Source organism: Janthinobacterium aestuarii (genome assembly GCF_046113285.1).
Classification (GTDB): domain Bacteria; phylum Pseudomonadota; class Gammaproteobacteria; order Burkholderiales; family Burkholderiaceae_D; genus Janthinobacterium.
Map to the genome: position 1 here is coordinate 4795638 of NZ_CP142524.1, position 11963 is coordinate 4807600.

Sequence of the window (11963 nt, forward strand, 5' to 3'; positions counted from 1 at the left end):
TTGGCCAAAACCTGCGGAATCTGGTTGCTGTCACTCCTGATCGTCATTGCCCCCGGCGTGCTGCGGGCCATTGGCTTCATCAAGGACTGAACCATGCCGGCGTCCCTTATCGACAATCACCTGTCCTTCCAGCCTGTCGCCGAGATTCTGGCCGCGCGCGACAAGGACATGCCGACGCCACCGGGCGCCGGGCATGCGCTGGCCGCCATCGCCGAAGCCAAGGCCCAACTGCGCAGCATCAAGCCGCGCAACCTGGCGCCCTTCATCGCCCAGGCCTGGGGATTGTCGCCACGTGGCGCGCGCCGTTCCGTGTTGATTGCCGCCGGGCTGGACGCCGACCGCTGGGAATCGCCCATCCACTCATTTACCGAGGAAGAGCGCATCGAGCTGCGCGCCGCCACCTCGGCCGCTATCCGTGTGTACGAAAGACTGTTAAATGCAATCTAAACAAATCCTGCTACCTACCCCGCAGCGTCACGAAGCCTTTTTGCGCTCCACCCAGTTCGCGCCCGAGCTGGCCCGCATCCCGTTCAAGTGGCGCAACCGCGTCATCAACGCAGCCATGGCCAAAATGGCTTGGTCGTCCTGGTACAAAATTTATGAGTCCATCGCCACCAGCTTTGTGCGCGAATTCGCCGAGCAGTACGTGCCGGCCGGCGTCGACCTGTCGCAAAGCGATGCGGACATCGTGGCCACCGCCGAACGCGCGGCGGCCGGCGTGACCAAAATGCTGTGGATGGCCGTGTCCGACACGCACGCCCTGCAGATCATGGAAGACGAATGTGCCTCGTATGGCATCGAGCTGCCCGAGTTCGACACGATGACCGACACCATCGCCCGACTGGTGGACGCCCGCTGGTGGCGCCGCCAACTGCGCAAGCGCGTTAAGCGCGCCTTTGAAGCGGGCAATATCCGCCTGGGCTATGTGAAGTACAGCGGCGAACCCTACGCCAGCAACGACGCCGTGCTGTCGCGCCTGGCGCAAAACCGCCGTAACGCGGCAGCGCTGGCCGCCACGCTGGTGCAGAACGAGCACGGCCAGCAATTTAGCATCGCCGAGCTGGCCGAGAAAACCACGGCCAACAAGGCCATACGGCGCGGCGAGCTGATGCTGCGCATCAACGGCTTTGAGCAGATCGCCCGCGAATGCGGCGACCAGGGCATATTCATCACCTGGACGTGTCCATCGCGCTTCCACGCCATGCAGCACAGCGGCAAGCCGAACGACAAGTTCGACGGCTCCACGCCGCGCGAGGCGAATGCCTACCTGGGCAAGATGACGTCGCTGTGCCGCTCCGCGCTGGCGCGCCGGGGCATCGGCCTGTACGGCTTTCGCATCGCCGAGCCGCACCACGATGGCTGTCCACATTGGCATCTGCTGCTGTTCGTGCGCCCGACCGCGAAATACAAGACGACCCACCTGCAGGACGTGGCCGGCCGCGCCATCCGCATCATGAGGCGCTACGCCTGGCGCGTGGACCGTGGCGAACCGGGTGCCTTCGCGCGCCGCCTGGACGTGAAGCGCATCGACTGGGCCAAGGGCAGCGCCGCCGGCTACATCGCCAAGTACGTGGCCAAGAACATCGATGGCGTGGCCGAGCACAAGACGAAAGAAGGCTACGTCGTCACGGCCGATACCGAAGGCGATGTCGAGCTGACGCCATCGGCGCGCGTCGAGTCCTGGGCCGCGTGCTGGGGCATCCGTCAATTCCAGCAATGGGGCGGCGCGCCCGTGACCGTATGGCGCGAACTGCGCCGCATCGAGGAGAGCATGCTCAACGAAGCGCCGGCCGCCATGCGCCGCGCCTGGGACGCCGTACAAAAGATCGACGGCGAAAAGCGCGCCTGCTGGGCCGAATACCTGCGCGCCCAAGGCGGCGCCCTGGTGCCGCGCAAGGAATTGGTCGTCACGCTGGCCAAGGACGAAAAGACCGTCATCGGCCGCTACGGCGAAACGCTGCGCACTACGCCCTACGGCGTGCGCTGCAGCGACCTGATCGGGGTGGTCTTCAAGTCCGTGCGCCATACGTGGACGCCCGTACAGGCCACAGGCGCTCGCGGGGTGGCTGTTGGGGTTGCCGTTCCTCGGACTCGTGTAAATAACTGTACGCACCCCGACCGCCCTGCCCCGGCCACGCCGCCAGGGGCGCCCATACCTGACCTGCCCGACGAGGCAAAAACAGCCCTGATTGCCGCCTGGGCGGCCGTCAACGCCTGCCCGTGGCCCCGGCTGATCGTCCCCGACAACCCACCACAAGAAGGAAATGGCACATGAGCACTTATGCCGTGATCGTTCGCACGCAAACCGAACGTTTTGATTTTTTTGAGATTGCCGCATCCAGCGGCGACGTGATCGACGCCGCCATCGACCGCTACGGCGTGTGCGGCGTTACCGCCAAACTGAAAGGAGCACCGCAATGCTGACCACCCTGACCGATTCGCCGCGGCAAATCGCCCTGGGCGACAGCGTGACATTCGATACCGATGAAGGCTACCAGGTCGGCACCGTCAACGACCTGCGCCGCGACGTGGGCAATGGCGAGCTGCATGCGTGGGTCGAGTTGGACCACCAGTGGCCGGGCATGTTCCGGGCCGTGCCGCTGGGCGCCATCGAGGCGGTCAAGAAAGCAACCGCGCCTATCGGGTGTCCAGCATGACAGCGCCCTCCCCGGCCGAGGAAGCGGATTACAAGGAATTTTGTCGACTGCGAGATTACCGCAAGCCAGGCGCTGAGGTGCCGCAATACACGGAGGCTGAAGCGTTTGCTTTGGCGGTACAAACCGATTCCAAGAATAGGAAAAAGAAATGCTTCGCTACATGACCATACCGAAGTTCTCCACCGAGTCGGGTTACACGCCCGACGCGATCAGAACAAAGATCCGGGACGGGATCTGGCCGAAGGACGCCGTCTGGATCAAAGCGCCAGACAATCGAATTTTAATTGACGTGAAAGGGTATGAATCATGGGTAGAGACGGGCGAGGTGTTAAAGCTGCATCGGAAAGCAGCATCGAAATCACCTTCATGTATCGCGGCACCAGGTGCCGGGAAAGGATCGCGCTCAAGCCCACTTCCGCTAACCTGAAACGGGCAGAGAACCATCGAGCGGCGATCCTGCACGCGATTGCCACCAACAGCTTTGACTACACGGCCACCTTTCCGCAATCGTCCAATGCCGCCAAGTTTGCCGACCAGGTCGGTGACGTGCAGACCATCGAGGCGTTTCTGGATAAGTGGCTCGACAGGCAAAAAAAACACCTCAAGGCCAGCACATACAACGGCTATCGCAAGATCGTCGTTGGCCAGCTGATCCCCTGGTTCGGCACCATCATGCTGTCGGCGCTGCGCAAGAAGGACGTGCGGGCGAAGCTGGAGCCCATGAGCGCGACCAACAAGACCATGGCCAATATCCAGAGCGTGCTGCGCAAGGCACTGGACGACGCGATAGAGGACGAGTTGATCGAGGTGAACCCTCTGGCGCGCTGGTGCTATTCCAAGGTCGAGGGGCCGCAGTCGAAGGACGATATCGACCCGTTCACGAAGGAGGAACAGGCAGCGATTCTTGCTCAGGCAACCGGCCAAGGACGTAACCTGTTGCAGTTTGCCTTCTGGACCGGCCTGCGCACGTCCGAACTGGTGGCCCTGGATTGGGCCGATGTGGACTTCGTGCGTGGTGTGGTGATGGTAACGCGAGCCCTCACCCAGCATTCCAAAGTGGCAGAAAGCACGAAAACGAACGCCGGCCGCCGCGAAGTCAAGCTGCTGGAACGCGCCATGCACGCGTTGCAGGAACAAAAGGCCTTCACTTGGGCCAAGGGCGAGGAAGTCTTTCAAAATCCACGCCTGGAGCGGCGCTGGGAGGGTGACCAGCCGATCCGCAAGACACTATGGACCGGCATTCTGCAAAACGCTGGCGTGCGGTATCGCAACCCTTATCAGACGCGGCACACCTACGCCAGCATGATGCTGTCAGCAGGGGAGCACCCTATGTGGGTTGCAAAGCAGATGGGGCATGCGGACTGGACAATGATTGCGCGGGTGTACGGACGGTGGATGCCGGATGCAGATCAGACGGCCGGATCAAAAGCGGAAATTGTGTTCGGTCTTTAAGGATTAAGACTATCGGCTGCCTGTCATTCAACATTGCCTATCCTGACTGAGGGGCGGGAAACGCCCCAAAGCGGACGGAAAACACAGACCAGGTAACAGTCATTAATATGTTCCAGGCACGAGATTTGAGCATTCGGCACCAAGCTGATATGCCGACAAGTTTTCAAATGTTGTCGATGCAATCTCACGCATGGCTTCAATAGTAAAGAAACCTTGATGTCCGGTAACAAGAACGTTTGGGAACGTCATTAGGCGCTGGAAAACATCATCCGTAATGATGTCGTCGGAGCGATCTTCGAAGAAGAGATTGCTTTCTTGTTCGTACACGTCAATCGCCAAAGCCCCCAATTGGCGCGACTTTAGCGCATCGATTACTGCCTGCGTATCGATGAGAGCGCCACGCGACGTATTGATCAACATGGCCCCCTCTTTCATTAGATCCAGCGTATCTGCGTTTATCAAGTGATGGGTATCAAGAGTGAGTGGACAGTGCAGTGAGACCAGGTCCGATTCGGCAAGAAGGTCAGACAATGCGACCATCTCACCAATGGCCTCAAACTCTGGAGACGGATAGGGATCAAATCCCAGTAAACGGCAGCCAAAGCCATTAAAAATCTTGGCTGTCGCCAAGCCAATTTTTCCTGTACCGATGACGCCAACGGTCTTCCCATGCAGATTGCTCCCAAGGAGACCGTCAAGTGCAAAATTGCCTTCGCGTACCCGCGCATATGCGCGGTGAGTTCGGCGATTCAATGTAAGAGTGAGTGCTAAAGCATGCTCAGCCACTGCCTCCGGAGAATATGCGGGTACGCGCGCGACGAAAAAGTCCAAATGCCTTGCGGCTTCCGTGTCGAGATTATTGAAACCTGCGCAACGCAACAAGATCGCGCGCACACCAATGTGAGCAAGAGCATGCAGCACGTCGGCGTCAAGCACATCGTTTACAAACACGCAGATTGCCTTGCATCCTTGTGCAAGAGCCACCGACTGCAGGGACAAGGATTCAGTGTGAAAACGCATCTCCACGGCATCTTGAGTATCGCGTTGATCTGCTTTCTCATTGAGAAAACGGCGATCATATGGTTGGGAGCTGAATACAGCGATTTTCATCTTAAAGATCCTTTGCGCGAACGCAATTTGTAATTATTAAAAATGGCTACACAGAAGATTACTCCTTTCCAAACTGTATGGCCACGCAATTGGGTACCTAACGACGAGGACTGCCGGCCAGAGAAAAAGGAAAGGGTTACCCGAATCGTGCGACACTGCAATAGGATGCAGATCATTCTGGATGTATGCCGTCACTCAGGCAGTTTTTCAACGTCAAGTCCCTACCTAAGTAAGCCCGGTCTTCTTGCAGGGCAGCTCTTGCAATACCTTCACAAAGCCCGGCATCTATCAGCACAAGAACCGCGAACTCCAGGCCATGTATTCGTTTCAGATACACCCCGGCAGCAATCAGTCGTAACGTTTTTTCAGTGGCATTATCAAACATAGCACCCTCCCCGTTTCAGTAGAATGCGACAGGTGAAGGGCCAGGTGTTGATCCGCATCAAGCAAGTGCAAAAAGCTCGCCGCACTTGGCACCGTCCATAGGGAATAGCATGCGACGCAAAGCAGCCATACACGTTCCAAAGGCGAAGGAAAAAATTGCAAAGCCGACAGCTGCGGTATACGTCCGGATGTCTACAGACAATCAAAATCATTCTGTTTCACATCAGCTTCATTGCATTTCGGAGTACGCAGAACGCCATGGCATAGACATTATCAAAACATACACCGACGAGGGTAGGAGCGGGCTCGATTTTTCCTCTCGCCCAGGCTTACGAAGCCTGATAGAAGACGTGCAAAGTGGCGTAGCACCATTTCAGTCGATACTTGCCTATGATATAAGCCGCTGGGGAAGGTTCCAGGACTTGGACGAAAGCGCCTACTACGAATACATATGCCGCCGCGCAGGAGTCGCCATTGTCTATTGTGCAGAAGACTTCGAGAACAATGGATCTTCGGTCTCGTCCATAATTAAGAGCGTAAAGCGCGCCATGGCCGCCGAGTACAGCAGAGAACTTTCAACCAAGGTGTTTGCAGCTCAGTGCCGTTTTGTAGAAATGGGATTTAAGCAAGGTGGCAGAGCGGGATTTGGATTGCGCCGAATACCTATCAGTGTAAGTGGCAAGGCCAAGCCGGCACTGGAATACGGAGAAAGGAAGAGCCATCCTACAGACCGCGTAATACTAGTTCCTGGACCAAATGAGGAGCTTGAGATTCTTCGAGGAGTGTACGACTGGTACGTACTGGAAAGGCTAAGTGAAAGCGAAATTGCTTTCTTGTTAAATGCAATGGAGGCACCTCGCGAATGCGGCCGCGCTTGGACTCGTGACTGCGTTCGTGATGTGCTTACAAACGAAAAGTACATCGGCAACATCATCTACAACAGAGCCTCTTTCAAGCTCCGAAAGTATCACGTCGAGAATCCTGCATCCATGTGGATACAAAGGATCGGTGCCTTCCCTCCCCTTATCCCGGTGGCCCTTTTTCGTAAAGCGCAGCAAGAGCGCAAACATCGCCTCGCTCCGATTCCAAAAGAAGAACTCTTGGCAATGCTGCGCAAGTTACATGAAAAACATGGGAAGGTGACAACCACGCTAATAGATCAGGACGATACACTTCCCGGCGCGCAGATGTTCGCTTACTACTTTGGCACCATGTTAGAGGCCTACGCCCTCGCAGGGCTTCCCCCGACCAACATTTGCAAGTTTATAGCCACGCGCGCGGTTATCAGCAATGTTCGGGCAGCTACGCATGAGCAAATCAAGGCATTGATAATCGGTGCGGGCGTCGGTTTGGAGAAAGGCCCGTCCCGAAATACCTTTTTGCTGAATGGGGAAACATTACTAAAAATAGCTATCGCGCGTTGTCTTTATGAGAAAACGGCCCTCCCCCGCTGGCGCGTGCGCATGGATGAAGAGTCAAGGTGTGACTTCGTGCTCGCAGTACTTCTTGATCTTCAAAACCAGAAGGCAGATTCATACTACCTATTTCCAAAGGCAGACTTCTTGAAGGTGCAAATTACATTGACAGAAGCAAACATGTCCACGTTAAGTCAGTACAAGCATGCCTCCCTTGATGCGATGTTTGGAGCTGGGCATAAAACTACTCGCTGAACAACTGCTAGGAAACTTCGCGTACGGCATTAAGTTTCGAGGATACGAATGAGGCTTAGCTGATCACCAACGTCCACAAACCATACTGCCTGCCAGCGCTGCGTGCGCTGCGCCTGCACCGATTCTGGCGCGCACCAGGGTGGATACACGCGCAGCGCGCGCTTGCCGCCCTGGCCGGTGCGCGACATCACGCCGTGCTCGATTAGCACGGCGCGAGAAAAGATAAAAAAGCCGTGCCGCGCGCCGTTGCTGACGGCGATGATGACGACATCAACGGGGTCCGCTTCGTCCAGCGGAGCGATCTCGGCGTCGGGATGGGGGCGCTTCCAGACGGTGACGAACTGGCCGGTTTTCGTCGGCGTGGTTTTCGCTACGCGCAAGACTAGGCGCTTGCCCTCCAGTTCGGCGCGGCAGGCACCGTACTCCGCACTTTCAGCTTCCGGCACGGGCGCTTTCGGCAAGCCCAGGAAGGCCCAGGGGCTGACCTTCATTGCGTGCTGAACTCGGCTGCGGCCTTGGCCGCCCAAAGCGCTTCGGCGTGGCTGGCGAACGGGCTGTCGTAGCCGTCGACCTTGCCGTCTTCATCGACAAAATACAGCCACCAGCCGTCGGCCTGTTCGCGGATGGCCGTGTGGCCAGGTGCGCAATGAGTTTCGACGGACTGGCCGGCGGCCAGGGTGGCGATGCAGATGCCGCGGTGAGTAATATGCTCGCGTGTCATGGGAAAATATTTCATGCAAAAAAATTAATGACCATAGTGTAGCCGCGCCGGCCGCTCCTGGCCAGTGCGCTACACTGTTCTTTCAAACGGAGGACAACATGGCATCACAACAAGGTACGGTGGATTTTCTGCTTGACCAGATGGCGGGCGCGGGTAGCCTCAGCGCGAAAAAGATGTTTGGCGAGTACGGTGTGTATTGCGATGGCAAGATGTTCGCCATCGTCGCAGACGACCGTCTTTTCATCAAGCCAACGGAGGCTGGCCGGGCTTGGATCAGCAAACTCGGCACCCTGCAGGAGGCGCCTCCCTACCCGCAGGCCAAGCCGTACTATTTAATCAGCGGTGAACTATGGGATGAACGAGAATGGCTAGTACAGCTTGCACAGCGCACCACGGCGGAACTGCCACTACCAAAACCCAAATCTCAGCCAAAGCCAAAGTTAGAGTCTCGTTAGCGTCAATGTCCGCTTTTGGCCGATAGCTGCCGTTGCGGGTTGATTGTCTGCATTTTGCCAGCAAAACCTTCCAGATGCCTAAGAAATCTAAGTTTACGGTAGGTTCGATTCCCGCCGTCTCCACCACTGAATAAATAAAAGGGCTTCCCCGTTTTGGCGGGGAGGCCCTTTTTATTTATTCCATGCATGCAGAGCGCGGGCAGCGCATCCGCGTCCGGTACGGGCGCGGGGGTTGTGCGGGGCCTTCGGCGAGCGCAGCTCGGCGCCGCACAACCGGGTTGCGCTTGCAAGCGCAACCCTCTCCGATTCGTCTGACTGGCTTTTGCGCCGCAGGCGGTTTTTCCTAACAACAACCTTAGCTGTTCAGGCTGTGCGCGTATGCCGGGCCTGACCCTCGCTACTCCCCGCACACCGCCCCACCCACCGTTCCCCCAATACTCAAGCCCGTCGACAAATCAAACCCAAAATCACAGCGATAACCATCCTTTGATCGATATCGGCACAGCAGCATGTCACGATTACGAATGCGTATTTGCGGATCGGCGCAGCCATCGCGCATATCCGGACCGATGGCTTCGAACACGTCTTTTGCGGCGGTGCCCGTCAAGCGAAACGCGACTTTGGTATCGCCCGCAACCGGGGCCACTGCATCGTCGAGATATGCGCCATAGATCGCGTACGAACCTGAAAAATCCTTCTGTACAAACTGCCAGACGGCCCGGACCTGATGCGCCAGCAGCAAGCACAGCATAGTGGCAAGTATCAGACTGACGCGTTTCAGCATATGGCGCCGCCGATGCTGCGCCCGGTCAGCAGATCAAAGCCGAAGTCGCAGTGATGACCATCACGGGGATGGTAGGAGCAGCTCACTTCCGCCCGCTGGCGCAGGCGATATTCGCCATCCACGCCGCACGCGTTGCGCAAGTCGGGGCCCATCGCATCAAATAGCTGTTTCGCCGCCTTGCCGTCGATCCAGAACGCGATGCGCTTGTCTTTCCTGGTCGGCGGCTGTGGATCGCTCAGGCTTCCGCCATAAATCGCATAGCGGCCTTTGAATGGCTGATAAGAAAATAGCCATTGGGGGGCGGATTGGGCCATGGCCGTAGCCAAAACAAAGAGAAGAAAAACAGCGAGAAGACGTTTCATGTCATCTGCCCCGCTACTTGATCGTGACATGAAAATGGTCGTCGTGGCGTATCAGTGGTCTTATCCGGGGGATGGTGGGGTCATTAAAAAAGATAACCTGGACAAAGCTGAATTCAAAAAATATGCGGATCAGCTGCGCCGTTGCATCGCGGTCGTAGTGCGTGTCAAACCTTGTTACAGCGCTCTCCATTTTGTCTTTGCGAAGCAATCGGACGTCGACGTCTTTTCCGCTTCGATGACCTTTATGTTCACTGTAGGGAGTTCCATCAGCCAGGCTGATATTCCCAAAACCAATTTTCCGGCTATCGATGCCTTGCCATTGATGTTCAACCAAGAATAGCAGCGAAAGCAACTTGGGATGAGCATACTGGCCGGCACCATTGGGCGGTGTTCCATAGGTGTAGTAACCCGCGCCTTCCGGCCTTTGCGGAAGATTAAAGTAGCCGCGTCTATCCATGGGCTGCAATTCCAGCATGCGCACTCCTGAATGTAAAACCTCAGCGCTCAGCTCAACGCAAATGGCGCCAGGTGATGCTCCCGTACATCTCACGGAGCATGTCACGCGCCGATGTAGTTGGCAGCGCTCGCACCTTCGCTCGCAAAAAAACATGCGCACGCGACGATTTTTGCCGTTATGCATTTTCTGGGCATTGCGTAGAATCAAACATCCATACACTGATGGGATCGTTTTCGGGTGTTCCCGCTACTTGAAGCCAAGATATTGATGCTGCGCAAAGGTGCGCCGCGCCACCTTGAAACTAAAAAACGTCCCCCCGTAAATACCCGATCGCCCTCCGATATTTCTCTATCCTCTCCAGATCCTTCTGCGTCGGCTCCCCTATCCGCGACAGATCGCTATTCTCCGCCAGATCCGCCAGCTTGACGGCCTTGCCGACCGGGTCCAGGGCCGCGCGGGCGATGAAATCTTCATACAACTCGCCCTCGATCTTGGTCACGGCGCGCACGCCGTCAATGACGTCCCGGGAAAATCCTTCGCGCGCCAGATCGTCGAAGGTGACTTTGCCATCGCTGTCTTCCACCACGTCATGCAGCACGGCGACGATCTGCTGGGCGCCGGGGGCGACGCGCAGCATCACGCGCAAGGGGTGCAAAATGTACGGCGCGCCGCCCTTGTCCGTCTGGCCGGCATGGGTGGCGGCGGCAATTTCTATGGCGCGCTCGAGGGTGCCGCGACTTGCGTGTTCACGCATGTTCACTCCTTGTTAAGTCCACGTTGATTGATGTGTCCCTTGCGCGCCAGCCGCGGCGCTGCAAGTGGCACACGCTGGTGCACAGCAAGGCTGGCACCAATAAATTGAGAACCGGCACGAGCATCAGCAAGCATAACAGCAGGCCCAGGGCAACAATCGCCGGACGCTGTTCGCGGCGCAGTGCCGCTTGCTGTTCCGCGCCAAGTACCTCGCGGCCGCCGCTCCGTAGATCATCTGGACGTTCCAGGCCAGCAAGTACGCGATCAGCACGCACATGGCCCACACAGGGATCAGCAGGGAGAGCAGCAGCAACAGGCGCCGCCGCCAGGCGGGGCGCGCGGCGCATGCATCCAGGCCGGCCGGCGCTTGCCACATGGCATAGCGGCGCGCCACAACGGCCTTGGCGCGCTCCAGCAACAACCAGCGCAGCGGCAAGCGCACCGTGCCGATGGCGCCGACGACAAAGACCATCACATAGAAAAATGCAGCCAGCGCCAGCAGCGCCAGGGCGATCTGGCCGATCGATAGCAAGGCTTTGGCGGCGCTGCCCAGGCCGCCGGCGATATTGCCCATCTGCGTGACGGTGGCAGGCCCGTTGGCCAGTGCCCCGACGCCATTCATCACGCCCAGGCCCAGCAAGCCGGTAACGGACACCAGCGCCAGCATGGCGCTCAGCTCGACAAAAAAACGGCCGAAGCTGCTATACAGTCCCAGCCACAGCGCCACGACCGCCATGCACCACAGCGCGGAACGCCACCACAGCCCCGCATGACGGGCATCGCGCAGCCCCAGCCCCACGCACGTGAAGGCTTCCCGCCAGGCCAGCAGCCAGGTTTGCAATGTTGGTGTCACCTTCGGGCGTACTCCGCAATGAAGAGGCGGATACGTCGATCCGGATGTTGCCGATTGTACATGGACGAGGCTGGCGCACGCGCCGCCGAGAGCAAGGAACAAACCCGGCTCCGGCTTGCCATTGTTTGCGATCCCGCAATTCCAGGCGGAAAGAAATGCGAAACAATACCAACTCCCCCACCGTTGCGCCTAGCGGAGTCGACCATGCTTGAAGTTCAACCCAGGGACAAGCGCGGGTTTTTCATCCTGCCCCAGGCTCCGGAAGACGCAGGGTATTAAGTCTATGGCACCCCCGGGCAGGGGGC

Annotated in this window: 16 protein-coding genes; 7 read left to right on the forward strand and 9 right to left on the reverse strand. The window is 57.9% G+C overall.

Annotation, left to right across the window (positions count from 1 at the left end; all coding sequences use genetic code 11):
* Positions 1 to 93 precede the first annotated feature (93 nt).
* The 5 genes from OX462_RS21540 (at position 94) to OX462_RS21560 (ending at position 4109) form a co-directional block, all read left to right on the forward strand.
* Positions 94 to 447: a hypothetical protein gene (locus OX462_RS21540; RefSeq protein WP_121668701.1), complete on the forward strand. Its 354-nt coding sequence runs from the start codon at positions 94 to 96 to the stop codon at positions 445 to 447.
* Positions 437 to 2275, forward strand: coding sequence for a replication endonuclease (locus tag OX462_RS21545; RefSeq protein WP_121668700.1), 1839 nt, complete (start codon positions 437 to 439; stop codon positions 2273 to 2275). Before OX462_RS21540 ends, OX462_RS21545 begins: the two co-directional genes overlap by 11 nt.
* Positions 2272 to 2424 carry a hypothetical protein gene (locus OX462_RS21550; protein ID WP_162995576.1) on the forward strand — a complete coding sequence of 51 codons (153 nt, stop codon included), beginning with the start codon at positions 2272 to 2274 and terminating at the stop codon, positions 2422 to 2424. The genes OX462_RS21545 and OX462_RS21550 overlap by 4 nt, the downstream gene beginning before the upstream one ends.
* Positions 2418 to 2657, forward strand: coding sequence for a hypothetical protein (locus OX462_RS21555; protein ID WP_070313737.1), 240 nt, complete (start codon positions 2418 to 2420; stop codon positions 2655 to 2657). Before OX462_RS21550 ends, OX462_RS21555 begins: the two co-directional genes overlap by 7 nt.
* 306 nt (positions 2658 to 2963) lie before the next feature.
* A complete protein-coding gene (locus tag OX462_RS21560) occupies positions 2964 to 4109 on the forward strand; it encodes an Arm DNA-binding domain-containing protein (protein WP_070313736.1) in 1146 nt (381 codons plus the stop codon).
* A 102-nt stretch (positions 4110 to 4211) separates the two neighbouring features.
* On the opposite strand, the gene OX462_RS21565 is transcribed toward OX462_RS21560, so the two are convergent.
* Positions 4212 to 5219: a 2-hydroxyacid dehydrogenase gene (locus OX462_RS21565; RefSeq protein ID WP_070313735.1), complete on the reverse strand. Its 1008-nt coding sequence runs from the start codon at positions 5217 to 5219 to the stop codon at positions 4212 to 4214.
* A 172-nt stretch (positions 5220 to 5391) separates the two neighbouring features.
* Positions 5392 to 5604: a hypothetical protein gene (locus OX462_RS21570; RefSeq protein WP_141750100.1), complete on the reverse strand. Its 213-nt coding sequence runs from the start codon at positions 5602 to 5604 to the stop codon at positions 5392 to 5394.
* A 109-nt stretch (positions 5605 to 5713) separates the two neighbouring features.
* On the opposite strand from OX462_RS21570, the gene OX462_RS21575 reads away from it, so the two are divergent.
* Positions 5714 to 7273, forward strand: a complete 1560-nt coding sequence (locus OX462_RS21575; protein ID WP_070313734.1) for a recombinase family protein — start codon at positions 5714 to 5716, stop codon at positions 7271 to 7273.
* Positions 7274 to 7302: 29 nt separating this feature from the next.
* On the opposite strand, the gene OX462_RS21580 is transcribed toward OX462_RS21575, so the two are convergent.
* Both OX462_RS21580 and OX462_RS21585 read right to left on the reverse strand, forming a co-directional pair.
* Positions 7303 to 7764 carry a MepB family protein gene (locus OX462_RS21580; protein ID WP_070313733.1) on the reverse strand — a complete coding sequence of 154 codons (462 nt, stop codon included), beginning with the start codon at positions 7762 to 7764 and terminating at the stop codon, positions 7303 to 7305.
* A complete protein-coding gene (locus tag OX462_RS21585; RefSeq protein WP_070313732.1) occupies positions 7761 to 7994 on the reverse strand; it encodes a hypothetical protein in 234 nt (77 codons plus the stop codon). The genes OX462_RS21580 and OX462_RS21585 overlap by 4 nt, the downstream gene beginning before the upstream one ends.
* 98 nt (positions 7995 to 8092) lie before the next feature.
* Between OX462_RS21585 and OX462_RS21590 the strand changes: the two genes are divergently transcribed.
* Positions 8093 to 8449, forward strand: coding sequence for a TfoX/Sxy family protein (locus OX462_RS21590; RefSeq protein ID WP_070313731.1), 357 nt, complete (start codon positions 8093 to 8095; stop codon positions 8447 to 8449).
* A 397-nt stretch (positions 8450 to 8846) separates the two neighbouring features.
* On the opposite strand, the gene OX462_RS21595 is transcribed toward OX462_RS21590, so the two are convergent.
* The 5 genes from OX462_RS21595 to OX462_RS21615 form a co-directional block, all read right to left on the reverse strand.
* On the reverse strand, positions 8847 to 9233 hold the full coding sequence (locus OX462_RS21595; protein ID WP_409027011.1) for a hypothetical protein: 387 nt from the start codon (positions 9231 to 9233) through the stop codon (positions 8847 to 8849).
* A complete protein-coding gene (locus OX462_RS21600; protein ID WP_409027012.1) occupies positions 9227 to 9595 on the reverse strand; it encodes a hypothetical protein in 369 nt (122 codons plus the stop codon). The genes OX462_RS21595 and OX462_RS21600 overlap by 7 nt, the downstream gene beginning before the upstream one ends.
* Positions 9596 to 9608: 13 nt before the next feature.
* Entirely contained in the window at positions 9609 to 10070 is a 462-nt protein-coding gene (locus OX462_RS21605; protein WP_139143186.1) for a M74 family metallopeptidase, read from the reverse strand.
* Positions 10071 to 10353: 283 nt separating this feature from the next.
* Positions 10354 to 10806: an HD domain-containing protein gene (locus OX462_RS21610; protein WP_121668697.1), complete on the reverse strand. Its 453-nt coding sequence runs from the start codon at positions 10804 to 10806 to the stop codon at positions 10354 to 10356.
* Between the two features lie 123 nt (positions 10807 to 10929).
* The gene (locus OX462_RS21615; RefSeq protein WP_409027013.1) at positions 10930 to 11658 is read right to left on the reverse strand and encodes a hypothetical protein; all 729 of its coding nucleotides are present in this window, start codon (positions 11656 to 11658) and stop codon (positions 10930 to 10932) included.
* Between the last annotated feature and the right edge of the window lie 305 nt (positions 11659 to 11963).

What these genes read in the sequence shown, in the direction of transcription:
- OX462_RS21565 (WP_070313735.1), bottom strand. Translation starts at nt 5,219, where the DNA reads ATGAAAATCGCTGTATTCAGCTCCCAACCATATGATCGCCGTTTTCTC.
- OX462_RS21595 (WP_409027011.1), bottom strand. Translation starts at nt 9,233, where the DNA reads ATGCTGAAACGCGTCAGTCTGATACTTGCCACTATGCTGTGCTTGCTG.
- OX462_RS21605 (WP_139143186.1), bottom strand. Translation starts at nt 10,070, where the DNA reads ATGCTGGAATTGCAGCCCATGGATAGACGCGGCTACTTTAATCTTCCG.
- OX462_RS21560 (WP_070313736.1), top strand. Translation starts at nt 2,964, where the DNA reads ATGGGTAGAGACGGGCGAGGTGTTAAAGCTGCATCGGAAAGCAGCATC.
- OX462_RS21600 (WP_409027012.1), bottom strand. Translation starts at nt 9,595, where the DNA reads ATGAAACGTCTTCTCGCTGTTTTTCTTCTCTTTGTTTTGGCTACGGCC.
- OX462_RS21580 (WP_070313733.1), bottom strand. Translation starts at nt 7,764, where the DNA reads ATGAAGGTCAGCCCCTGGGCCTTCCTGGGCTTGCCGAAAGCGCCCGTG.
- OX462_RS21545 (WP_121668700.1), top strand. Translation starts at nt 437, where the DNA reads ATGCAATCTAAACAAATCCTGCTACCTACCCCGCAGCGTCACGAAGCC.
- OX462_RS21575 (WP_070313734.1), top strand. Translation starts at nt 5,714, where the DNA reads ATGCGACGCAAAGCAGCCATACACGTTCCAAAGGCGAAGGAAAAAATT.
- OX462_RS21550 (WP_162995576.1), top strand. Translation starts at nt 2,272, where the DNA reads ATGAGCACTTATGCCGTGATCGTTCGCACGCAAACCGAACGTTTTGAT.
- OX462_RS21540 (WP_121668701.1), top strand. Translation starts at nt 94, where the DNA reads ATGCCGGCGTCCCTTATCGACAATCACCTGTCCTTCCAGCCTGTCGCC.
- OX462_RS21590 (WP_070313731.1), top strand. Translation starts at nt 8,093, where the DNA reads ATGGCATCACAACAAGGTACGGTGGATTTTCTGCTTGACCAGATGGCG.
- OX462_RS21555 (WP_070313737.1), top strand. Translation starts at nt 2,418, where the DNA reads ATGCTGACCACCCTGACCGATTCGCCGCGGCAAATCGCCCTGGGCGAC.
- OX462_RS21570 (WP_141750100.1), bottom strand. Translation starts at nt 5,604, where the DNA reads ATGTTTGATAATGCCACTGAAAAAACGTTACGACTGATTGCTGCCGGG.
- OX462_RS21610 (WP_121668697.1), bottom strand. Translation starts at nt 10,806, where the DNA reads ATGCGTGAACACGCAAGTCGCGGCACCCTCGAGCGCGCCATAGAAATT.
- OX462_RS21585 (WP_070313732.1), bottom strand. Translation starts at nt 7,994, where the DNA reads ATGACACGCGAGCATATTACTCACCGCGGCATCTGCATCGCCACCCTG.